This is a genomic window from Pararhodobacter sp. (genome assembly GCF_034676075.1).
Lineage (GTDB): Bacteria > Pseudomonadota > Alphaproteobacteria > Rhodobacterales > Rhodobacteraceae > Pararhodobacter.
This window is the reverse complement of sequence record NZ_JAUCCQ010000004.1, coordinates 39,678-62,241: the sequence shown is the minus strand read 5'-3', so window position 1 is coordinate 62,241 and position 22,564 is coordinate 39,678. Positions and strand designations below refer to the sequence as shown.

At 68.0% G+C, this 22,564-nt stretch carries 22 protein-coding genes; 18 read left to right on the top strand and 4 right to left on the bottom strand.

Features of this window, described 5'->3' with window-relative positions; translation table 11 throughout:
• The first annotated feature begins 21 nt into the window (after positions 1–21).
• Positions 22–849 carry an IclR family transcriptional regulator gene (locus VDQ18_RS03090; protein ID WP_323019549.1) on the top strand — a complete coding sequence of 276 codons (828 nt, stop codon included), beginning with the start codon at positions 22–24 and terminating at the stop codon, positions 847–849.
• A gap of 3 nt (positions 850–852) precedes the next feature.
• Here VDQ18_RS03090 and VDQ18_RS03085 read toward each other — a convergent pair whose 3' ends face one another.
• Positions 853–1,869 (bottom strand): amidohydrolase family protein, encoded by a 1,017-nt coding sequence (locus VDQ18_RS03085; protein ID WP_323019548.1) that lies wholly within the window; start codon positions 1,867–1,869, stop codon positions 853–855.
• Between the two features lie 204 nt (positions 1,870–2,073).
• Between VDQ18_RS03085 and VDQ18_RS03080 the strand changes: the two genes are divergently transcribed.
• The 8 genes from VDQ18_RS03080 (at position 2,074) to VDQ18_RS03045 (ending at position 10,979) form a co-directional block, all read left to right on the top strand.
• Positions 2,074–3,015, top strand: coding sequence for a nucleoside hydrolase (locus tag VDQ18_RS03080; RefSeq protein WP_323019547.1), 942 nt, complete (start codon positions 2,074–2,076; stop codon positions 3,013–3,015).
• Positions 3,012–4,874, top strand: coding sequence for an adenine deaminase (locus VDQ18_RS03075; protein ID WP_323019546.1), 1,863 nt, complete (start codon positions 3,012–3,014; stop codon positions 4,872–4,874). The genes VDQ18_RS03080 and VDQ18_RS03075 overlap by 4 nt, the downstream gene beginning before the upstream one ends.
• A 111-nt stretch (positions 4,875–4,985) precedes the next feature.
• Entirely contained in the window at positions 4,986–6,017 is a 1,032-nt protein-coding gene (locus tag VDQ18_RS03070; RefSeq protein WP_323019545.1) for an ABC transporter substrate-binding protein, read from the top strand.
• Between the two features lie 60 nt (positions 6,018–6,077).
• Positions 6,078–6,914: an ABC transporter permease gene (locus VDQ18_RS03065; protein WP_323019544.1), complete on the top strand. Its 837-nt coding sequence runs from the start codon at positions 6,078–6,080 to the stop codon at positions 6,912–6,914.
• Between the two features lies 1 nt (position 6,915).
• Positions 6,916–7,704: an ABC transporter permease gene (locus VDQ18_RS03060; protein WP_323019543.1), complete on the top strand. Its 789-nt coding sequence runs from the start codon at positions 6,916–6,918 to the stop codon at positions 7,702–7,704.
• Positions 7,705–7,708: 4 nt separating this feature from the next.
• Positions 7,709–8,767 carry an ABC transporter ATP-binding protein gene (locus tag VDQ18_RS03055; protein WP_323019542.1) on the top strand — a complete coding sequence of 353 codons (1,059 nt, stop codon included), beginning with the start codon at positions 7,709–7,711 and terminating at the stop codon, positions 8,765–8,767.
• Positions 8,764–10,083 (top strand): amidohydrolase, encoded by a 1,320-nt coding sequence (locus VDQ18_RS03050; RefSeq protein ID WP_323019541.1) that lies wholly within the window; start codon positions 8,764–8,766, stop codon positions 10,081–10,083. The genes VDQ18_RS03055 and VDQ18_RS03050 overlap by 4 nt, the downstream gene beginning before the upstream one ends.
• Positions 10,080–10,979 carry a nucleoside hydrolase gene (locus VDQ18_RS03045; RefSeq protein WP_323019540.1) on the top strand — a complete coding sequence of 300 codons (900 nt, stop codon included), beginning with the start codon at positions 10,080–10,082 and terminating at the stop codon, positions 10,977–10,979. The genes VDQ18_RS03050 and VDQ18_RS03045 overlap by 4 nt, the downstream gene beginning before the upstream one ends.
• On the opposite strand, the gene VDQ18_RS03040 is transcribed toward VDQ18_RS03045, so the two are convergent.
• On the bottom strand, positions 10,957–12,114 hold the full coding sequence (locus tag VDQ18_RS03040) for a M20 aminoacylase family protein (protein ID WP_323019539.1): 1,158 nt from the start codon (positions 12,112–12,114) through the stop codon (positions 10,957–10,959). The two genes, VDQ18_RS03045 and VDQ18_RS03040, sit on opposite strands and share 23 nt — an antisense overlap.
• A gap of 73 nt (positions 12,115–12,187) precedes the next feature.
• Between VDQ18_RS03040 and VDQ18_RS03035 the strand changes: the two genes are divergently transcribed.
• From VDQ18_RS03035 to VDQ18_RS03000, 8 genes are all read left to right on the top strand, one after another.
• Positions 12,188–12,874 carry a phosphoribosyltransferase gene (locus VDQ18_RS03035; RefSeq protein WP_323019538.1) on the top strand — a complete coding sequence of 229 codons (687 nt, stop codon included), beginning with the start codon at positions 12,188–12,190 and terminating at the stop codon, positions 12,872–12,874.
• A gap of 386 nt (positions 12,875–13,260) precedes the next feature.
• Positions 13,261–14,355, top strand: a complete 1,095-nt coding sequence (locus VDQ18_RS03030) for an acyl-CoA dehydrogenase family protein (RefSeq protein WP_323019537.1) — start codon at positions 13,261–13,263, stop codon at positions 14,353–14,355.
• Between the two features lie 11 nt (positions 14,356–14,366).
• Positions 14,367–15,146, top strand: a complete 780-nt coding sequence (locus tag VDQ18_RS03025; RefSeq protein WP_323019536.1) for an enoyl-CoA hydratase/isomerase family protein — start codon at positions 14,367–14,369, stop codon at positions 15,144–15,146.
• Positions 15,146–16,330 (top strand): acyl-CoA dehydrogenase family protein, encoded by a 1,185-nt coding sequence (locus VDQ18_RS03020; protein WP_323019535.1) that lies wholly within the window; start codon positions 15,146–15,148, stop codon positions 16,328–16,330. Before VDQ18_RS03025 ends, VDQ18_RS03020 begins: the two co-directional genes overlap by 1 nt.
• A 5-nt stretch (positions 16,331–16,335) precedes the next feature.
• Positions 16,336–17,088, top strand: coding sequence for an ABC transporter ATP-binding protein (locus tag VDQ18_RS03015; RefSeq protein ID WP_323019534.1), 753 nt, complete (start codon positions 16,336–16,338; stop codon positions 17,086–17,088).
• Positions 17,081–17,785, top strand: coding sequence for an ABC transporter ATP-binding protein (locus VDQ18_RS03010; protein WP_323019533.1), 705 nt, complete (start codon positions 17,081–17,083; stop codon positions 17,783–17,785). Before VDQ18_RS03015 ends, VDQ18_RS03010 begins: the two co-directional genes overlap by 8 nt.
• Positions 17,786–17,788: 3 nt before the next feature.
• On the top strand, positions 17,789–18,673 hold the full coding sequence (locus VDQ18_RS03005; RefSeq protein WP_323019532.1) for a branched-chain amino acid ABC transporter permease: 885 nt from the start codon (positions 17,789–17,791) through the stop codon (positions 18,671–18,673).
• Positions 18,670–19,596, top strand: coding sequence for a branched-chain amino acid ABC transporter permease (locus VDQ18_RS03000; protein ID WP_323019531.1), 927 nt, complete (start codon positions 18,670–18,672; stop codon positions 19,594–19,596). Before VDQ18_RS03005 ends, VDQ18_RS03000 begins: the two co-directional genes overlap by 4 nt.
• A 54-nt stretch (positions 19,597–19,650) precedes the next feature.
• Here VDQ18_RS03000 and VDQ18_RS02995 read toward each other — a convergent pair whose 3' ends face one another.
• Positions 19,651–20,058, bottom strand: coding sequence for a RidA family protein (locus tag VDQ18_RS02995; protein WP_323019530.1), 408 nt, complete (start codon positions 20,056–20,058; stop codon positions 19,651–19,653).
• 88 nt (positions 20,059–20,146) lie between these two features.
• Here VDQ18_RS02995 and VDQ18_RS02990 point away from each other — a divergent pair, with 88 nt between their 5' ends.
• Positions 20,147–20,872 (top strand): helix-turn-helix transcriptional regulator, encoded by a 726-nt coding sequence (locus tag VDQ18_RS02990; RefSeq protein WP_323019529.1) that lies wholly within the window; start codon positions 20,147–20,149, stop codon positions 20,870–20,872.
• On the opposite strand, the gene VDQ18_RS02985 is transcribed toward VDQ18_RS02990, so the two are convergent.
• The gene (locus VDQ18_RS02985; RefSeq protein ID WP_323019528.1) at positions 20,847–22,487 is read right to left on the bottom strand and encodes a long-chain fatty acid--CoA ligase; all 1,641 of its coding nucleotides are present in this window, start codon (positions 22,485–22,487) and stop codon (positions 20,847–20,849) included. The two genes, VDQ18_RS02990 and VDQ18_RS02985, sit on opposite strands and share 26 nt — an antisense overlap.
• Positions 22,488–22,564: the final 77 nt, after the last annotated feature.

Below are 22,564 nucleotides of genomic sequence, written 5' to 3'. Positions count from 1 at the left end.
CGAAACGGGCCGGGGACAGGCATGAAGAAGGGCGAGAAAGACGAGGATTGGTCGCAGCGGCGCATCCAGTCCATCGAGGTGGGCTTCAAGGTGATCCGCGCCATGGAGGCCGCCGATGGCCCCATGCCGCTGCGCGACATCGCCGCCGCCGCCGGCATGCCGCCGTCGAAGGCGCATCTCTACCTCGTCAGCTTCATCCGCGAGGGGCTGGTCCGACAGGACCCCCACACCGGCCATTACGGGCTGGGCGCCTTTGCCATCCAGCTGGGCCATTCGGCGATCCGGCAGGTCGATATCGTCGACCTCGCACGCGAGGAACTGGGCGTGTTGCAGGCGGCGACCGGCTTTGCCACCTATCTCTCGCTCTGGGGCAACCGGGGCCCGGGGATCGTGTCGAAGGTCGATGGCCACCGGCAGGGCTCGCTGGCCGTGCGGCTGGGCTATGTGCTGCCGCTGACCGCCTCGGCCACCGGGCAGGTGTTCCTGGCCTGGCTCGACCGCGGCGTGACCGCGCCGATCCTGGACGAGGAGCGCAACAGCGCCCGACTGAGCGAGGAGAACTGGACGCTCAACCCCGACCTCATCGCCGATACCGAGCGTCTGGAGGCGCTGATCGAGGGCGTCCGCGAGCGCGGCTTTGCCACGTCGAAGAACAACATCAACGCCAATTTCGCCGCCATGGCCGCGCCGGTCTTCGACCATTCCGGCCAGATCGCTGCGACGGTCACGGTGCTGGGCTCGGACAAGTCGATGACCGGGACCAAGGCGAAGGCGGTCACCAGCGTCTTGCTGGAGACCACCGGAAGGTTGTCGCGGCGCCTGGGCTATGCGCCGCGCGTCAAGGGCTGAGGCTCAGAGCTTCAGCCCCAGCAGCTCCACCGCGTTGTCCTGGAAGATCTTGCGGCGCAGTTCTTCCGAGATGTCCATCCGCTCGATCAGGTTGATCGTCTCGCGGATGTAATAGGGCCCGCCCTCGGGGTCGAAAGGCGCGTCCGAGGCGAAGAGCACCCGGTTCTCGCCGAAGAACTCGATGGCGTGCTCGATCGCCTTGCGCGAGCCGAAGGACGCGGTATCGGCGTAGAATTCCTTGAAATACTCCAGATGCGGGCGCTTCAGCGCCGTCCGCACCACGCTCAGGTCGCGATCCGAGGTCCGCTTGCCCATCTGGTCCCAGCCGGGGCCGACGCGACCCTCGAAATAGGGGATCATGCCGCCCGCGTGGTGGGTGATGATCTTCAGATCCGGCCATTTGTCGAAGAATTGCGAGAAGACCATGCGCGCCATCGCCGCCGAGGTCTCGTAAGGCCAGCCGAAGGTCCAGAAGATCTCGTATTCCGAGCGGCTCTCGGTCTTGTAATCGGCGAAGTCCTGACCGCGCGCCGGGTGCAGCCAGATCGGCTTGCCGACGCTGTTCATGTACTCGAAGAAGGGCGCATAGGCGGGCAGGTCCAGCGCGGTGCCGTTCACGTTGGTGAAGATCTGCATGCCGACCGCGCCCAGTTCCTCGATGGCGCGCTTCGATTCGGTGACCATCCCCTCGGGGTGGGTGATCGGCGCGGTGCCGACGAAGCCCGGGAAGCGGTCGGGGTATTTCTGGCAGAGCTCGGCCATCGAATCCGAGCCGATCTTCGACAATTCCAGCGCGATCTCGGGATCGCCGAACTTCTCCAGCGGCGGCGAGGCCAGCGACAGGATCTGGCAGTAATCCTCGCCGAACATGTCCATCACCTCGAACCGGCGGCCGAGGTCGGTCATCATCGGCACATCGCCCGACCGCTTGGTCATGTCGCTCATCGAGCCGATCTGCTTGATCAGCGCGTTGAAAAACGGCTCGGGCCAGATGTGGTTGAATACGTCGATCTTTTTCATGCGCTCCTCCCGGGCGGCGAAGTCCGGCCGCGTGCGGGGCACGCGCCACCCGCGCGTGTTGCGGGCCGCATCATTCAACATTGTATTTCGGACATACACAATATCAAATCTCAGGGAACCTGCGACGCAGCGGAGCCTCGGCGGGGGCATGGACAATCGCGCGGGCTTGGGCAAAGTCAGACCCCGGGCGCGGGAAGGTGAGCGATGCGGAACAGATTGATCCTCGATACCGATGGCGGCGTGGATGACGCGCAGGCGCTGCTGATGCTGATCGCCGCCGGGCGGGTGCCCGACGCGGTGACCACGGTCTTCGGCAACGTCGATCTGGAGACGGCGACCGGCAATATCCTCAGCGTGCTGACCCACGCGGGGGTCCCCGCCGTGCCGGTCCACAAGGGCGCGGCGGCGGCGCTGATCAACCCGCCCATCGCCGCGCGAGAGATCCATGGCGAGGATGGCCTGGGCGGTGCGCCCCGCCCGGCGACGCTGCCGCAGGCGGCGGGCGAGGACGCGGTAGCCTTCCTGATTGCCGAGCTGCGCGCCGCCATCGCCGGGGGCTGGAGGGTCGATCTGATGATGATCGGCCCCTTGACCAACCTCGCGCTGGTCCTGCGGCAGGCGCCGGACTGTGCCGCGGGCGTCGGGCGGCTGGTGATCATGGGCGGCACCATCGACGGCCGCGGCAACGTGACCCCCGCCGCCGAGTTCAACATCTACGCCGACCCCGAGGCCGCGCAGATCGTGCTGACCGCCGGGCTCGATTGCACGCTGGTCCCGTGGGAGGCCTGCGCCGATCACCGAATGCCGGGCGATCAGGTCGCGGCATTGTTCGCGGGCCTGCCCGACGGCGACCTTACCCGCTTCTCTGCCGCCCTCTCGGTCCATGCCATGCGGGTCATCAAGGGTTTTACCGGCAAGGATTATTTCCGCTTCGTCGATCCGCTGGCGGCCGCCGTGCTGATCGAACCCGGGATCGTCACCGAAAGCCTGCGCGCCTCGCTCGCCGTCTCGCTCGCCCCTGGCCTCACGCGCGGGATGGTCGTCGTCGACCCCTCGGGCCGCCTCGGCACCCCGCCCGTCACGCTGGTCCGCCGCTGCGACATCGCCCGCGTCATCGCCCTCTATTCCGCCTCGGTATCCGCATGACCCTTCCCGACGACCTGCTGATCAATCCCAAGGACGAAGTGGCGATCCGCCAGCGCCTGACCCGCGTCGCACGCGGCGACCTGCCCGCCGACCGGCGCATTCGGGTGGGGCGGCTCTTGGACGTGCATTCGCGGATGTGGCTGGAGGATCAGGAGATCATCATCGCCGGGCGCCGCATCGCCTATGTCGGACCCTTCGGATCGTGGCCGGGGACGGCGGCGGAAACCGTGGACCGCTCCCCCCTGATGGCCGTGCCGGGCTTCGGTGAGGTGCACAAGCACATCGAATCGAGCCACGTCTCCCCGGAATGGGAGGCCGCGCTGGTCCTGCCCCATGGCAACACCTGGACCTGCGAGGCGAGCCACGAATTCTCCAACGTCAACGGCGCCAAGACGCTGGATTTCTGGCTGGCCGCGCGGCTGGCGGGCTCGCCGCAGAAGATCTTCCCGCTGCCCGGTTCCGCCGTGCCGCCCACCGCCTATGAATGGGGCGGCGGCTATTTCGGGCGCGACGAACAGGCGGCGTTCCTGTCGGAAAGCCTGATGGTCGCGGGGCTGGACGAGGTGATGGACTGGCCCGCCGTCTGGTCGCCCGAGAACCCCTCGCACGACCGACTCTGGGGCATGATCGAAGCCACCTTCGCCGCGCGTGGCGTGGTCGAGGGGCATGCGGCCGGCATCCGCGACCTGCCCAACATCAACGCCTTCGCCGCCGCGGGGCTGGCGTCCGACCACGAGGCCTGGACGGCGGACGAGGTTCTGGACAAGCTGCGCCGCGGCCTCTTCATGGAACTGCGCCCGCATTCGGCGCGGGAAATGATCCAGGGGCTGCTGGCGGCCGGGCTCTCCGAATGGAGCCAGTTCGCGCTGACCACCGATGACCGCTCGTGCTCGGACACGATGAAGATGGGCGCGACCGACTATAACGTGCGCCTCGCCATCGAGGCCGGTCTGGCCCCGGAAATCGCCATCCAGATGGTCACGCTGAACCCCGCCCGCCACATGCGGCTGACGCCCTGGGTCGGCTCTATCGCGCCCGGCCGCTTTGCCGATCTGGTGCTTCTGGACGACCTGCCGACCCTCTCCATCGCCGAGGTCTGGGCCGACGGCGAACAGGTGTCCGAGGGCAAGCGCTACCTCAAACCCGTGCCCCGCATCGACTGGCCGGACTGGGCCACCCGGACGGTGAACATCGCCCGCCCGATGACCGCCGCCGATTTCGCCGTCAAGGCCGAACCGGGGCGGCAGACGATGCAGGCGGCACTTCTGCGCCCCTTCCACTGGGCCGACGATTTCCTGACCGCCGAGCTGCCGGTCGAAGATGGCGAGGTCCAGCGCGACGCCGCCCGCAACATCACCAAATTCGCCATCGTCGACCGTTTCTCGGGCGAGGGGCGGACTTCGGCCATGTTCTGGCTGGGCACCGGACCGAAGACGCCCGATTCGGCACTTGCCTGTTCGATGGGACATGACAAGCACAATATCTGGGCAGTCGGGTCGTCGGATGAGGCAATGGCCATCGCCGTCAACGCCCTGAACGACCTGCAAGGCGGCTGGGCGCTGGTGCGCGAGGGGCAGCTGGTCGCCACCGTCCGCTACGAGATCGCCGGGCTGATGACCTGCCGCCCGCCCGAGGACCTCGACGCCGAGATGCAGCGCCTCTATGCGGAAGGGGCGAAAATCGAGTGGATGTACGAGCCCACGTTCAGCCCCCGCTGGTTCCCGGGCTTCCCCGAGCGTCTGGCCTTCGCCACGCTGACCTGCGCGCCCTGGCGCTGGGTGCTGGTCGCGCCCTCGCCGCTGGCGCCCGAGGGCTTCGTCAATGTGGCCACCGGGCAGACCCATCCGGTGGTCTGGTAGCCCGGAACGCCGGGCGGGACCGCTTGCATTGACGCTGACACGCCCTTAGCCTGCCGGCCGAGGCCGCCCGCCCGGGCGCCCCTGCCACCCCTTCCACAGCGGATGTCTGCCATGCCCCGATACCAGCGCCTTGCCCTGTCCTCGATTTCCGCCGCCGCCCTCCTCGCCGCCCTGCCCGCCGGCGCCACGACCTTCACCATCTCGTGGTGGGGCTTCAACGGCGACAAGATGCAGGAGATCATCGTCAACCCGTTCCAGGAACTCTGCGGCTGCGAAGTCGTGTTCGAGACCGGCAACAACGGTGACCGGCTGAACCGTCTGGCGATGCGCTCGGGCGCCGGGGTCGATGTCATCTACCTGACCGACAGCTACAGCCAGGCCGGGATCGAGCAGGGGCTCTTCCAGCCCATCGACCGCGCACAGGTGCCGAACATCGCCGAGCTCTATGACCTGGCCCAGGCGCCGCAGGGCGAGTTCGGCCCGGCCTATACCGTGGGCCGCATCGGGCTGGTCTATGATTCCGCCCGCGTCAACCCGCCGATCACCTCGTGGAACGACCTGTGGCGCGCGGATCTGGCAAGCTCGCTGTCGCTGCCCAACATCACCACCACCGCCGGCCCCATGGTCGTGCTGCAGGCCGGGCGCCACGCGGGTGTCGATGCCTATACCGATGAAGACGCGACCTTTGCCGCGCTGGCCGAGCTGGCGCCGAACATCGTCACCAATTACAACACCGGCTCCGAGATGATTAACCTCTTCTCGACCGGCGAGATCTCGGTGTCGATGACCCAGGACTTCACGCTGGGCCGCCTGCGCGACGCGGTGCCGACCATCGAATGGGCGACGCTGACCGATGGCGAGATCGCCGTGCTGAACACGATCAACATCCCCACCGGCTCCGAGAACGTGGAACTGGCGCATCAGTTCATCAACTTCGTCCTCTCGGCCGATATCCAGCGCCAGCTGGCCGAGCAGGGCGTCGATGCCCCGGTCAACGCCACGGTCGAGCTGTCGCCGGAAGCCGCGGGGATGTGGACCTATGGGCAAGAGCAGATCGACAGCCTGCAGCGCATCGACTATTCGCAGCTGAACCCGGCCCGCGACCGCTGGCTGGACCGCTGGAACGAAACCTTCGGCATGTAAGCCGAAGACATGCGACGACAGGCCCCCGGCTGACGGGGGCCGGACCTGCCGGAGACCCCCATGAAACGACTGGCCGGATGGATGCTCGCCTCACCGGCGACGCTGGCGATCACCTTCCTTCTGGTGATCCCGGTCGCCATCACCGTGGGCCTCAGCTTCGGCAGCCCCGGACAGGGCGACTGGGGCATCGTGCAGCCCTATGCCGATTTCTTCGCCTCGGGCTTCCGGCGCAACGTGTTGTGGCGGACCTTCACCGTGGCGGGCTGGGTGACGGTCATTTCGCTGGCGGCGGGGCTGGCCACCGCCTATGTCGTGGCCCGCTGCCCGCCCTGGATGAAATCCACACTGATCGTGCTGGCGGTCTTTCCGCTGCTGACGGGCGTCGTGGTCCGCTCCTTCGCCTGGCTGGTGCTGCTGGGGCGCGAGGGGATGGTGAACCAGGTCCTGCAAGCCACCGGGCTGACGGATGGCCCGGTCGCCATGCTCTACACCCAGGGCGCGGTGATCGTCGCCATGGTCTATATCTTCGTGCCGCTGATGGTGCTGGTGCTGGTGGGCGTGCTGGAGAACATCCCCGAGGATCTGATGCAGGCCTCCTCGAGCCTCGGCGCGGGGCCGGTCGCCAGCTTCTTTCAGGTCACGCTCCCCCTTGCCGTGCCCGGCCTCATCGTCGGCGCGGTGCTGGTCTTCACCGCCAGCTTCACCTCCTACGCGACGCCGCATCTGTTGGGCGGCACGCGGCAGATGATGATGGGCACCTTCCTGCAACAGCGCGCGCTGGTGGCCTTCGACTGGCCGGGCGCGGCGGTGGTGGCGGCGATCATGCTGGCGGTGATCGTGGCGACGGTGCTGGTCATGACGCGCGTGGCCCGGCGCCTCAACCCGATGGCGACCTGACATGGCAACCCGCATCCATCCCCTTCTGATCCTGTTCACGGTGCTGGTCTATGTCTTCCTGCTGGGCCCGCTCATCATCATCTTCGGCGCGTCGCTCAGTGACACGACCTACCTCACCTTCCCGCCGCAGGGGCTGAGTTTCCGGTGGTTCCAGAACATCTGGGACATCTCGGCCTTCCGGCGCACCATCGTCACCTCGTTGCAGATGGCCTTCCTCGGCACCGCGATTGCCTTGGTGATCGGCATCCCGGCAGCCTATGCGCTGAACCGCTACCGCGTCACCCTGCCCGGCTGGCTGTCGACGCTGTTCGTCCTGCCCATTCTGGTGCCCGAGATCGTCATCGGCTTCTCGCTCCTGCGCTCGGTCACGGTGCAGGCGGGGGTCCCGGTCTGGTACGCGCTCTTGATCGGCCACACGCTCCTGGTCATCCCCTATGTGATCCGCGTCGTCTCGGCCTCGCTGGCGTCCTTCGACTTCTCCATCGAGGAGGCCGCCATCAGCCTCGGCTCGCCGCCCGCGCGGACCTTCTTCACCATTGTCCTGCCCAACATCCGCTCGGGCGTGATCGCGGCCTTCATCCTGTCGTTCATCACCTCGATCAACGATGTCTCGGTCTCGCTGTTCCTGACCGGGCCGGGGGTTTCGACCCTGCCGATCCAGCTTCTCGCCCATATGGAGCAGTTCTTCGACCCGACCATCGCCTCGGTCTCGGTCGTGCTGATGCTGCTCACCATCCTCGTCATGATCATCGTCGAGCGCACGCTCGGCCTGGCCATCGTCGCGAAATAGACCCATGACCCAGCCTCTCACCATCGACCGCATCACCGCCCATTACGGCACCACCAAGGTGCTGGAAGACCTCTCGCTTTCGGTGGCCGAGGGCGAGCTTGTCTCGCTTCTGGGCGCCTCGGGCTGCGGCAAGACCACCACCCTGCGGCTGGTCGCAGGCTTCCTGCAACCGACCGCCGGGGCCATCCGGCTGGGCGACAAGGACCTGACCAGACTGCCCGCGCATCAGCGCGACATCGGGCTGGTGTTCCAGAACTACGCCCTCTTCCCCCATCTGACGGTGCGCGAGAACGTGGCCTTCGGGCTGAAACAGCGCAAGGTGGCGGGGCCTGAGCGACTGAAACGCGCCGATGCGATGCTGGACCGTGTGGGCCTCGCGCATCTGGCCGACCGGCTGCCGGCGGCCCTGTCCGGCGGGCAGAAGCAGCGCGTGGCGCTGGCCCGGGCGCTGGTGATCGAGCCGCCGCTTCTGATGTTCGACGAGCCGCTCTCGAACCTCGACGCCAAGCTGCGCGTCGACATGCGGGTCGAGATCCGCCAGCTGCAGCGCGCGAACGGCACCACGGCGCTCTATGTGACGCATGATCAGGAAGAGGCCTTCTCGATCTCCGACCGGGTGGCGATCATGCATCAGGGCCGGATCATGCAGCTGGACACGCCCGAGGTGCTGTATCAGCGCCCGGCCAATGCCTTCGTGGCGAATTTCGTCGGTTTCGAGAACCTGATCCCGCTGCGCGTCACCGCCCGTAACGGCGCCGACATCACCGCCCAGACCGCCGAGGGCGCCGCGCTCACCCTGTCGCAGGACCAGCTTGGCCCGATCCCCGACGCCTTCACGCTCGCCACGCGGCCCGACGGGCTGCAGGTCACCGTGACCGGCGGCGCGGGTCTGCCCGCCACGCTGGGGCTGCGCACCTATCTCGGCCGGGCCTATCAGTATCAGGCCAAAGCGGGGGGTCTGGCGCTTCTGGCCAATGGCCCCCTCTCGCAACCGCTCGACCCCGGGACCGCCGTGACGCTGGTCCCGAACCCCGAGCAATGCGCGATCCTCAAACCGGAATGAGCCTCACCCTCGCCAATGCCTGGGTGCTGACGATGGACCGGGGCCTGACCCAGTTCCGCAACGGCTGGGTGAGGATCGAAGGCGAGACCATCGCCGCCCTGGGCGAGGGCCCGGCGCCCGAAGGGGGCGAGGTTCTGGACATGGGCGGCGACGTGGTCATGCCCGGCATGGTCAACCCGCATTGCCACCTGCCGATGTCGCTGTTCCGGGGCCTGGGCGAGGATGTGGACGACCGCCTCTCCCGCTACATCCTGCCCCTCGAACGCAAATTCGTCTCGCCCGCGATGGTCCGCGCAGGCACGGCGCTCTCGGCGCTCGAGTCCATTCAGGGCGGCGTCACCACCATCGCCGACATGTATTATTTCGAGACCGAGATCGCCGAGGTGATGGACCGCGCGGGGCTCCGCGGGGTGCTGGGCCAGACGCTCGCCGATTTCGCCGCCCCCGATCATGCCAGCTTCGACGAGGGTTTCGCCCTCTGCGATGCGCTGGCGGACAGGCTGGCCGGCCATCCCCGCCTCATCGCCTCCATCGCGCCGCATGCGCCCTATTCCACCGGCCCCGCCGTGCTGGAACGCGCCGCGCGCTGGCACGACGACCACCCCGGCACCCTCGTGCAGATCCATCTGGCGGAAACCGAGGCGGAAATCGCCTGGGCCCAGCGCGAACACGGCATGTCGACCACGGCGCTGGCCGCGAAGTCGGGCATCCTGCGCCCCGGCACAATTGCCGCGCACTGCCTGCTGATGGACGACGCCGACATCGCGATCCTGGCCGAGACCGGCGCGGGCGTGGCCCATAACGCCCGCTCGAACGGCAAGGCCGGGCGCGGCATGGCGCGGGTCGAGGACATGCGCCGCGCGGGCATCCCGGTGGGCATCGCCACCGACGGGCCGATGAGCGGCAACACGCTCGACCTTTTCGCGCAATTCGGCCCGGTCTCGATCTTCGCCAAGATCCTCGGCCATTCCCGAAAGCCCCTTCCGGCGGCCGAGGTGGTCCGCATGGCCACGCTCGAAGGCGCGCGGGCGTTGGCGCTCGACGACAAGATCGGCTCGCTCGAGCCCGGAAAAAAAGCTGACATTGTCCGTATTTCGCTGGATGCTCCCCGCCTGCATCCCGTTTACGATGTCTATTCGATGCTGGTTTTTGCCGCTCAGCCCGCCGATGTGCGCGACGTCATGGTTGCCGGCCGCTGGCTGATGCGGGACAGGCAGGTCCAGACCCTCGACGCCGCCGAGGTCCTGTCAGATGCGTTGCAAGTTGCCGGTCAGTTCCGGGCCGAAATGAACGCCATCGACCAAGGGCAGACATGAAAGTCATCATCGACACCGACCCCGGCCTCGACGACGCCGTGGCCATTCTCTACGCGCTGAACGAGCCGCGCTTCGACGTGCAGGCGATCACCAGCGTGGCGGGCAATATCGGCATCACCCGCACCACCGACAACGCCCTTCGCCTTGTCGCCGTCTCGGGGCGGCAGATCCCCGTGGTTCAGGGCGCGACCGGCCCCCTCAGCGGCACCGGCCGCAACGAAGAGACGATCCATGGCGCCGACGGGCTGGGGGGCGTCACCCTGCCCCTCTCGCCCAACGGCTCGCTGTCGGATGCCACCGGATACGTGGCGAAGCGGCTGATGGCCGAACCGCCTGGCACGCTGACCCTTCTGGCGCTGGCGCCGATGACCAATCTGGCGATCCTCGCCCGCGATCACCCGGAGGCCTTCGCCCGCGTCGGGCATATCATCGCCATGGGCGGGGCGATCCACGAGAAGGGCAACGCCGGGCCCTTCGCCGAATACAACATCGGCGCCGATGGGCTGGCGGCCTCGATCGTGCTGGGCTCGGGCGTGCCGATCACCCTGATCCCGCTGGACGTGACCCGCCGCTTCCGCGCCACCCTGGCCGAGCTGGAGCCCTTGCGCGCCAGCGGCACGCCCGCGGGCGTCACCGCCGCCGCGCTGATCGAGGCCTATTTCCTGGGCTCGGCGCGCGAATCCCGGCCGCTGCACGACCCCTGCGTCATGCTGATGGCGCTGGCGCCCGAGCTCTTCGGCTGCGACGAGATGCGGCTGGGCGTCGATCTGGTCGAACATCCGGGCCGCCTGGTCCCCGACGCCAGCCGCCCGCCGATTCAGGTGGCGATGCGCATCGACGCGGTGGCGGTCAAGCGGATGCTCTGGGACGGGCTCATGCGCGCAGATCAGCCCTGACCAGCGCGCACCAATAGGCCACGCCCGGGGCAATCGCCGCGTCGTTGAAATCGTAACGCGTGTTGTGGTGCAGCGCCCCTTCCACCGCCGGGCCGTTGCCCAGCCAGGCGTAGCAGCCCGGCACCTCTTGCGAGAAAACCGCGAAATCGTCCCCCGCGGTCGAGGGCGGGAAGGCGGTCCGCACCTTGGGCAATGCTGCGCGGGCGGCGCCCAGCGCGATGGCGGTGGCGCCCGGGTCATTGACCACCGGCGGCACGCCCCGGCGATAGGTGAAGGCGGCGCTGAGCCCATAGGTCGCGGCGATGCCCCGGGCGATGCGGTCGAGCTCCGCCTCCAGCTGGTCGCGGACCCCGGGTGCATAGGCCCGGGCGGTGCCACCCACCCGCGCCGTGTCGGGGATCACGTTGAGCGCCGCGAAATCCCCCGCCTCAAGCGCGCAGGCGCTGACCACGGCGGGCGCCAGCGGATCGACCACCCGCGCCACGATGGTATGGATCGCGCTCAGGAAGGCCCCCGCCGCGGTGATCGGATCGCGGCCGAGATGGGGTTTGGCGCCATGCGTGCCCTCGCCGGTAAAGACCACCTCCCAGCGGTCGGAGGAGGCCAGCTGCGGCCCCTCGACCACGGCGATCTCGTCCGGGTCGAGGCCCGGCATATTGTGCAGCCCATAGACGCGATCCACGGGAAACCGCTGGAAAAATCCGTCCGCGACCATCCGCGCGGCGCCGCCCCGCCCCTCTTCCGCCGGCTGGAAGATGAAATGCACCGTGCCGTCGAACCCGCCGTCCCGCGCCAGTTCCAGGGCGGCGCCCAGCAGCATCACCGTATGCCCGTCATGGCCACAGGCATGCATCCGGCCGGGGTTGCGGCTGGCATGCGGCAGGCCGGTCAGCTCCGGCATCGCCAGCGCGTCCATATCGGCCCTGAGGGCGATCCGCCCCGGCCCGTTGCCGCGGGTCAGCGTACCGACGACGCCGGTGACCCCCAGCCCGCGATGCAGGGTGATCCCGGCCTCTTCCAGCACCCCGGCCACCAGATCGGCGGTGCGCGTCTCTTCGAACCCCAGTTCGGGATGGGCGTGCAGGTCGTGGCGCAGGGCCACAAGGCGGCTCAGCTCGTCGGGGGAAAGCGGCATGGCTTGTCAATCGGTCAGGAGGCTTGTCATATCCCACCTTGACCGATCCCTCCGCCGATTGCCAGAGAGCCCCATGATCCTTGAACCGCACGATTTCTGGCAGACGCTCTTCGCCCCCGGCAGCTTTCCCGTGGCGGGTGTCACCCATCGCGGCTTCTATCCCGCCACCCTGCCCGATGGCCGCCAGATCCTGCTGCCGATCCGCGTCCTGCCGGGCGACGGCGGGCAGGCGGTGGCCTCGCTGATCGTCAATCAGGCCTCGTTCGCGGTGCTGGACGCGCTGGCCGACGGCATGGTGTCCCTCTGGCACGAGGCCCGGCCCGAGGTGGTGATCGGCGTCCCGACGCTGGGCCTGCCCCTGGCCGAGGGCGTGGCGCGGCGGCTGGGGCACAGCCGCGTCGTGGCGCTGGGGACCTCGCGCAAGTTCTGGTACGACCCGGCGCTGTCCGAGCCGCTGAAGTCGATCACCACGCCGGGCGGCGGCAAGGACATCTACCTCGATCCCCGGATGCTGCCGCTGCTGAGCGGCAAGCGCGTGCTGCTGGTCGATGACGTGGTGAGTTCAGGCAGTTCGCTGGCCGCGGTCCTGCGATTGCTGGAGAAGGCCGGGATCGAGCCGGTCGGCATCGCCGTGGCCATGGAACAGGGCACCCGCTGGCAGCAGCAGATCCCCGGCGCCAACCGCATCCGCGGCGTGTTCCGCACCCCGATCCTGGAGGCTGACGCCGACGGGTTCCGCGATCCCGGCGACACGGCCTAGCGGTCCGCGCCGCGCACGCGTCGGCTGACCGAAGCGCCAAGGCCGGGGTCTCCTCCCCGACGCCCGGCCGACATGCCCCATCCCCGCCCAACCGGGCGCAGGCTGACACCGATCTGCGCCGCCCCTTCCCGCCACCCGCAGCGGGCGTGCCCGGCCTCCCCTCACCCCGGTCATTTCACACTTGTGAAACTGCCTTCCCAGCATGCGATAGGTTTTGACAAAAAGCCCCCGAACCCGCCTCCTGTAGCCGGAGCGCGTGGACCAGGGTCCCGCGGGGGAGGCCAATCCAGACAGCGAAACCGTTCGCCTTCGGGCGACGAGGGTCGCCTATTGCGCCGACCCTGCCGGGAGCCTGCCGCGCCGTTGATGCAACTGCCGGAGGCACCATGCCCCTCATCCAACTCGACGACCCCGACGCCACGCTGGCCATGCTGCGTGACAGCCTCGCTGCGCTGGCGGCCGAGGCCGATGGCCCCGCCACCTTCCGCCGCCGCCGCGCCGCCGGAGCCGATCTGGACCCGCAGGTCTGGACGGCGCTGGCCGAGGCGGGCTTTCTGGCCCTACCCCTGCCCGAGGATATGGGCGGGCTGGCGCTGGGTCGCCCCGAACTGACCGTCGCCGCCGAGGCGCTGGGCCGGTCGCTGATCACCGAGCCCTTCGCCACGCTCGCCGTCTTCCCCGGCGCCCTGCTGGCCGCGCTGCCGCCCGACGAGGGCCTGCGTGAACTCGGCGCCGGGCTGGGCCGGGGCGAGGCGATCCTGCCGGTCCTCTGGCAGGATGCCCGCGGCCGCACGGCGCCGCTGGCGCTGACCGACGACCTGCTGAACGGCACCGCGCATCTGGTGGCGGGCGCCAGTTCGGCCACCGGCTTCCTGGTGCTGGCAAATGACGCCGACACGCCCGTGCTGATCCACCTGCCCGCCGGGGCGCCCGGCCTGCGCGTCGTCACCCGCCCGGGCATCGACGGCGCGACGCTGGCAACCGTCTCGCTGCATGACGTGCCCGCGGGGCCGGTCCTGGCCCGCGGCGCGGCGCTGGAAACCGCGCTCGGGACCGCCATCACCACGACCCGCATGGCACTTGCCGCGGAATTGGCGGGCATCGGCGCCCGGGCGCTGGAGATCACGGTCGAGTACACCTCGAACCGGGTGCAATTCGGCAAGACCATCGCCAGTTTCCAGGCGATCCAGCACCGGCTGGTGGACATGTGGGCCGAGGCGGAATTCGCCTGCTCCGCCTGCACCAACGCCGCCACCGCGCCCGAGGGAGAGGTCGCGCAGGCCGTGCTCGCCGCCAAGGCGCGCGCGGGCGACAGCGCCACCTCGATCACCCGCAAGGCGATCCAGCTGCATGGCGCCATGGGCTTCACCGACCAATGCGACATCGGCCTCTACCTCAAGCGCGCGATCGCCCTGAACGCGACGCTGGGCCAACCCGAAGAGCTGCGGCTGGCGTTCCTCGCCGCCGAACGCGCTGCCTGAAAGGACATTCCATGCGAAACGAGCTGATCAAGACCGAGATCACCGACCACGTTGCCGTCATCACCATGGACGCGCCGCCCGTGAACGCCCAGTCGCGCGGCTTCATGGAGGAACTGATCGAGGTCTTCGACGAATTGAACGAAATCCCCGGCGTGCGCTGCATCGTGCTGACCGGCGCGGGCAAGTGCTTCTCGGCCGGGGCCGACATCAAGTCGCGCGCCAAGGTTGCCGACGGCGTGCCGGGCGACACCTATCGTCACCTGCGCCGCGCGCGCGAGGTGGGCTTCGTCATCATGGAGATGAACGTGCCCGTCATCGCCGCGGTGAACGGCCCGGCCTTGGGCGCGGGCATGGGGCTGGCGATCTGTTCTGACATGATCGTGGCCTCCACGAACGCCGTCTTCGGCCTGCCCGAGATCGACATCGGCCTGATGGGCGGCGTGCGCCACACGATGCGGGTCTTCCCCATGTCGCTGACCCGCCGCATGGTGCTGACCGGCTGGCGCGTACCGGCCGCGGAACTCTACCGCCGCGGCCTGATCGAGGCCTGCGTCGAGCCCGAAGAGCTGATGGACACGGCGATGGAAATCGCCCGCAACATCGCCTCGAAAAGCCCGGCCGCGATCCGTCTGGCCAAGCGCGCCCTCAACACGGTCGAGACGATGGGCCTGAAGGACGGCTACCGTTTCGAGCAGAACCTCACCGTCGAGATGACCCGCCATCCCGACAGCAAGGAAGCCATGCGCGCCTTCATGGAGAAGCGCCCAGCCGTCTTCGGGGATGGTCTGTGATGCTGACGAAGGCCGTGCCCGAGCAACAGGACTGGAACGCGCTGACGGATGACGACTTCCGGGCGATCTTCCGCGACTGGGTCGATCAGAACTGCCCCGCCCATCTGCGCTTCATGCGCAAGCAGCGCCCCGTCTTCGACGAGGTGGCGGAATGGTATCACGCGCTGGCCCGCAAGGGCTGGCTCTCGCCGGTCTGGCCGCAGGAACACGGCGGCATGGGCCTCAATGCCGCCAAGCACATCGTCTATGTCGAGGAATGGGCCCGACTGGGCTGCCCGCGTATTCCCGACCACGGGATCGGCCTGACCGGGCCGCTGCTGATCGAATTCGGCACGGACGAGCAGAAGGAGTTCTTCCTGCCCCGCATCCTGTCGGGCGAGCATGTCTGGTGCCAGGGCTATTCCGAACCCAACGCGGGCTCGGATCTGGCCTCGCTGCGGACCTCGGCCGTGCGGGATGGCGACGAATTCGTCATCAACGGGCAGAAGATCTGGACCACGCTGGCGCATTGCGCCAACTGGATCCTGCTCTTGGCCCGCACCGACAAGGAGGCCGCCAAGCCGCAGAACGGCATCACCGTGCTGTTGGTGGACCTCACCTCGCCCGGGGTCGTCGTCCGCACCATCCCCAACCTGCGCGAGGAGGCCGATTTCTGCGAGGTCTTCTTCGACAACGTCCGCGTCCCGGCCAAGAACGTCGTGGGCGAGGTCAATGCGGGCTGGGCCTTGGCCAAGGCCGTGCTGGGGCACGAGCGCATCTTCCTCGGCGCCCCCTCGCGCCCCGAATACGCGCTGACCCGGCTGGAGATGCTGGCCGAAGACCGCGGCGCCTTCGACGATCCCGCCTTCCGCTCGCGGTATGCGAAGCTCAGGCTCGACCTCTACGACCTCGGCTCGGCCTTCGAGCGCTTCGCCAAGGTGCTGCGCGAAGGCGGCACGCTGGGCGCCGATGTCTCGGTCCTGAAACTCTTCTGCACCGAACTCTATCAGCGCATCACCGAGGAAACGCTGGCTGTCGCCGGTGAGGAAGCGCGGTTTTACGACGACCTGCCGCTCGGCGACGGCGGCCATGTCGATGCGATGAACCTGTTCCTCGACGCCCGGGCGCCGGCGATCTTCGGCGGCTCGAACGAGATCCAGCGCAACATCCTTGCCAAGGCCGTTCTCGGCCTGCCCTCACGGTGACGGCGATGAGCGAATATGCACTCGAAGCGCGGGGGCTGACCAAGACCTTCGGCGGCTTCCATGCGGTCAAGGACGTGAACCTGAAGGTCAGGCGCGGGTCGATCCATGCGCTGATCGGCCCCAATGGCGCGGGCAAGACCACCTGCTTCAACCTGCTGACCAAGACCCTGACCCCGACCGCGGGTCAGGTGCTGTTGGACGGTCAGGACATCACCCGCCTGCGTTCGGCGCAGGTGGCGAAGCTGGGCCTCGTGCGCAGCTTCCAGATCTCGGCCACCTTCCCGCATCTGACCTGTCTGGAAAACGTCCGCGTCGCGCTGCAATCGAACAACGGCACGGCGTTCCAGTTCTGGCGCTCGCTGAAGGCCGTGGAACCGCTGAACGACCGCGCCCGCGACCTGCTGGCGCAGGTGGGGCTTGCCGGTCGCGAGGATACCCCCGCGACCGAACTCAGCTACGGCAAGAAACGCGCGCTGGAGATTGCGACGACCCTCGCGCTCGACCCCAAGGTGATGCTGCTTGACGAGCCCACCGCCGGGATGGGGCACGAGGATGTGGAGCCGATCACCGACCTGATCCGCAAGGTCTCGGCCGGGCGGACGATCCTGATCGTCGAACACAACCTGTCGGTGGTTTCCAGCCTCTGCGAACGGATCACCGTCTTGCAGCATGGCGAGGTCCTGACCGAGGGCACCTATGCCGAGGTCTCGACCGATCCCGAGGTGATCACCGCCTATATGGGAGGCGTCGATGACTGAGTCCCTGCTCAAGGTCCAGAATCTGGAAGCCTGGTACGGCGAGTCCAAAGCCCTGCACGGCATGAACTTCGACGTGCAGCCGGGCGAGCTGGTCACGCTGATCGGCCGCAACGGCGCGGGCAAATCGACCACGCTGCGCTCGATCATGGGCATCGTCGGCAAGCGCACCGGCTCCATCCGTTTCGACGGGCAGGAACTGATCGGCAAGCGGACCTTCCAGATCGCCCGCACCGGCATCGCCTATTGCCCCGAGGAACGGGCCATCTTCTCGTCCCTCAACGTGGCCGAGAACCTGACCCTGCCGCCAGTGCTGAAGGCGGGCGGCGTCGCCGATGACGACCTTCTTCGCCAATTCCCGAACTTGCAGCGGCGCCTGAAAAGCCAGGGCACCAAGCTGTCGGGCGGCGAACAGCAGATGCTGGCCATCGCCCGCATCCTGCGCACCGGCGCGCGGTTCCTGTTGCTGGACGAACCCAGCGAAGGGCTGGCACCCGTCGTGGTCAAGGAGATCGGCGAGCAGATCAAGCGGCTGAAATCACAGGGTTTCACCATCCTGCTGGTCGAACAGAACCTGTCCTTCGCCCGCAAGGTCGCCGACCGCCATGTGGTCGTCGAAAACGGCAAAGTGGTCGACACGCTGACCAATTCCGAGCTCGAGGCCGATATGGCCCGGGTCAAGACATACCTGGGGGTCTGAGCCATGTTCGACCACATCTCGATGCAACTGCTGCTGGGGCAATTGCTGATCGGCCTGATCAACGGGTCGTTCTATGCCATGCTCAGCCTCGGCCTCGCCATCATCTTCGGCCTGATCCATGTCGTGAACTTCGCCCATGGCGCGCAATACATGCTGGGGGCTTTCGTCGCCCTCCTGCTGCTGAACCATCTGGGCATCCCCTATTGGGGCGCGCTGTTCATTGCGCCAGTGGTGGTGGGGGCCTTCGGCCTATTGATGGAGCAGACCATCCTCAAACCACTGAGACACCTCGACCACCTCTACAGCCTGCTGGCCACCTTCGCGGCGGTGCTGATCATCGAGGGGCTGATGCGGCTCGAATTCGGTTCGACCGGGCTGCCCTACGCCTCGCCCCTGCCGGGCGGCGTGAACCTCGGCTTCATGTTCCTGCCCTACTACCGGGGTTGGGTGGTGATCTTCTCGCTGGCCGTCTGCATCGCCACCTGGCTCCTGATCGAGAAGACCAAGCTCGGCGCCTATCTGCGCGCGGCCAATGAACGGCCCGAGATTGTCGAAAGCTTCGGCATCAACGTCCCGCGGATGATGAGCCTGACCTATGCCTTCGGCGTGGGACTGGCGGGTCTGGGCGGCGTCTTGGCCGCGCCGATCTATCAGGTCTCGCCCTCGATGGGCTCGAACCTGATGATCGTCATCTTCGCCGTGGTGGTGATTGGCGGCATGGGCTCGATCCTGGGGGCGATCCTGACCGGCTATCTGATCGGCATTGTCGAGGGCCTGACCAAGGTCTTCTACCCCGAAGCCTCGAACCTCGCGATCTTCGTCATCATGATCATCGCGCTGATCCTGCGGCCCAATGGCCTGTTCTCTTCGCCGGAGTCCTCCCGATGACCCGCTATCTGCTTCTGGCCGCGCTGGCCGTGGTGGCCCTTGCCGCGCCGTTCTTCGTCTATCCGATCCTTCTGATGACCATCCTGTGCTTCATGGTCTTCGCCTCCAGCTTCAACCTGCTGCTGGGCTACGCCGGGCTCCTGTGCTTCGGGCACGCGATGTTCTTCGGCACCGGGGCCTATATCGGCGGCTGGCTGATGAAGGAGGGCGGGCTCACCATCGAGCTGGCCTTCGCGGCGACGACGCTCGCCATGGCGGCGCTGGGCTGGGTCGTCGGCCTGATCTCGGCCCGCCGGGGCGGGATCCAGTTCGCGATGATCACGCTGGCCATCTCGCAATTCGTCTATTTCCTGCTTTTGCGCGCGCCCTTCACCCATGGCGAGGACGGGCTGCAACGCATCCCGCGCTCGGCCCTCTTCGGGATGATCGACGTGTCGTCGAACCTGTCGCTCTATTACCTGATCCTAGCCATTTCGGTGGCGGCGATCTGGTTCTTCTACCGCATCGTGCATTCCCCCTTCGGCGAGGTGCTGCGCGCCATCCGCGACAACGAGGGCCGGGTGGAATCGCTGGGCTTCGTGCCCGAGCGGTTCAAGATCGTGGCCCTGACCCTCTCGGCCGGGCTTGCCGGGCTGGCGGGGGCGATGAAGGCCTCGGTCTATCAGATCGCCACGCTGCATGACCTGTCGTTCCATGTCTCGGGCACGATCATCTTCATGGCGCTGCTGGGGGGGCTTGGCACCATGGCCGGACCCATGGTCGGCGCCGCGCTGATCGTCATGCTGAACGACCACCTCGCCCAATTCGGCGAATGGGCGCTGATCATCCAGGGCACGGTGTTCCTGGTGGTGATCCTGTTCTTCCGCCGGGGGTTGGTCGGCGAGTTGCAGGCTTTCATCAGGCGCCGCTCGGCGAAAGCCTGACCATCGGCCAAAGAACAGCGAGGGGCGGGTCAATCCCGCCCCTTTGTCTTGCGCTCAGTCCAGCGCGACGACGGCCTCGACCTCGAACAGCATCGGCGGGAGGGCGAGGGCCGCGACCCCCACCAGAGTCTGCGCGGGCAGCCGGTCCCCGAACAGGGCCATCACCGCCTCGGTCAGCGGGCCCAGCTTGGACGGATCGTGATCCACGACATAGGTGGTCAGCTTCACCACCCGCTCGGGCCCGGCCCCCAGCCCTTCCAGCACCGCGCCGAGGTTGGCATAGGCCTGCCGGACCTGCGTGGCGAAATCGGGCGACAGCGCGCCCGTGTGATCCTGCCCGCCCTGCCCCGAGACGAACGCAAGCCGCGCCGCCGGGGCGATCACCGCCGTGCTGTAGCCGTTCGGGCTGGGATCGGGCAGCGGGCCGGGATTGACGATCTGGGGCAGGGTGCTGGCGGTCATGGCGACTTTCTCCTGTGTGTTGAGTGCCTGACAGGGGATAGCCAGAATTGGTGACACAAAATGTCACCAACCATGCTACCCTCGGCCCATGACCACGCGCAGCCGCCAGGACCAGCTGATCCGCCACCTCCGCCGCAACGGACTCACCACCGTCGAGACGCTGGCCCGCGAGGTCGGCACATCGCGGCGGACGGTGCTGCGCGACCTGTCTTGCCTGCGAGACGAGGGCTACCTGATCCATTCCGAGCCCGGCCCGGGCGGCGGGTTGCTGCTCGATCCGCAGGCCGCGCGCTCCGGCCCGCGCCTGTCGGTCAGCGAGGTCTTCGCGCTGATCGTCACCGTCTCGGCCATGCAGATCGCGCGGGACGTGCCCTTTGCGGATCTCGCCGACTCGGGCCTTGCCAAGATCGAGAAGAGCCTCTCGCCCGACCAGCTCCGCGACCTGCGCGCGCTTCTGGAGGGGCTGCATGTCGGCCGGCTGTCACCGTTGCAGGACCTGTCCGACCGGGGCGCCATGGACCCGGCCCTGCTGCCCTGTTTCGAGACGGCGTTTCTGGACCGCCAGCCGCTGACCTTCGACTATCGCGATGCGAAAGGCCGCGTGACCCGGCGGATGGCCGAGCCGCAGGCGATGCTGATCCTGCCGCCCCTGTGGTATCTGGTCGGCTGGGACCGCGAGCGGGGCGATTTCCGCCATTTCCGCATGGACAGGATCGCGCGGCCCGAGATTGCCCCCGGACCGCCGTTCCGGCGCCGCCGCGTTCCGTTCGAAGCGGATGTCTGCCCGTTTACCGCGCTGGAATCTCGGCTTTGACCAGGTGATCCTTCCACGCCTCGCGCAGGACCTTCTTGTCCAGCTTGCCGGTCGCCGTCAGCGGCAGGTGGTCGACGAAGACCACGTCATCCGGCAGCCACCAGCGCACCACCTTGTCGCCCAGGAAATCAAGGATCGCGCCCGGCTCGACCACCGCGCCCGGCTTCCTCACCACCAGCATCAGGGGGCGTTCTTGCCAGCGCTCGTGCGTGACGCCCACCACTGCCGCGGCCTCGACCGCCGGATGGCCTATTGCTGCGTTTTCCAGCTCGATGGAGCTGATCCATTCGCCGCCCGACTTGATCACATCCTTGGACCGATCCGTCAGGGTGACGAAACCTTCGCTGTCGATCTTCGCCACGTCGCCGGTCGCGAACCAGCCCTCCGCATCGACGACCTGCCCGCCGACCCCGCCGTAATAGCCCGAGGTCACCCAGGGCCCCCGCACCATCAGCTCGCCCGAGGCGCTGCCGTCCTGCGGCAGCTCCGTGCCATCCTCGCCGACGATCCGCAGCTCGACGCCGAACATCGCCCGCCCCTGCCGGGCCAGCACGTCGATCTGGCGCGCCTTCGGCAGATCCCGGTGATGCGGCAGCAGGGTGGCGACGGTGGCGACGGGGCTGGTCTCCGACATGCCCCAGGCCTGAAAGGCGTGGATCTCGGCGGCGTGGAAGCGTTCCAGCAGCGCCCGCGGCGCGGCCGAGCCGCCCATCAGCACCCGCTCGAACGGCAGGTCTTCGGTCTTCAGCCCGGCCTCGTCGAGGTATTTGAACAGCCCGATCCAGACGGTCGGCACGCCCAGCGAGAAGGTGCAGCCCTCGGCCCGCGACAGCTCATACAGCGCCTGGCCGTCCAGCTTCGGCCCCGGCAGCACCAGCTTCGCCCCGCAAAGCGCCGAGGCATAGGGAATGCCCCAGGCGTTCACATGGAAAAGCGGCACCGCCAGCAGCGTCGAATCGGCCCGCGACAGGTGCAGGCCGTCGACCTGACAGCACAGAAACGCATGCAGCACCGTCGAGCGGTGGGAATAGAGCACGCCCTTCGGGTTGCCCGTGGTGCCGGAGGTATAGCAGAGGCCCGAGGCCTGCTTTTCATCGAAGACCGGCCAGTCCAGCACGCCATCCTCGGCGGCCAGCAGATCCTCGTAGCAGGCCAGATCCGCGCGGCCCTCGGGCATATGCTCGGGATCGGTCAGCAGGACGCGGTGCCGGACGTGATCCAGCTTGCCCGCCAGCCCGTCCACCACGGGCAGGAAGGGCGTGTCCAGCAGCAGCACCTCGGCGGCGCCGTGGTTCAGGATATACTCGATCTGCTCGGGGAAGAGCCGGGGATTGACCGTGTGCAGCACGGCGCCGATCCCGGCAGCGGCGTAATAGAGTTCCAGATGCCGGTGGGTGTTCCAGGCCAGCGTCGCCACCCGGTCGCCGGGCTTCACCCCCAGGCGCCGCAGGGCCTGCGCGGCCTTCCGGGCCCGCGCGGCGATGCCCGCCCAGTCGGTGCGCACGACCGGCCCCTCGCAGGTGACCGACACGATCTCGCTGCGCGGATGGTAGCGTTCGGCATGGGTGAGAAGGGACGAGATCAGCAGCGGCCGATCCTGCATGAGACCCAGCATGGGATACCTCCGGGGTGACGGGGAGTGCCCGGCCGCGTCAGGCGCGGCCGGTGAAGGCGACATCGGGGGGAAAGGCC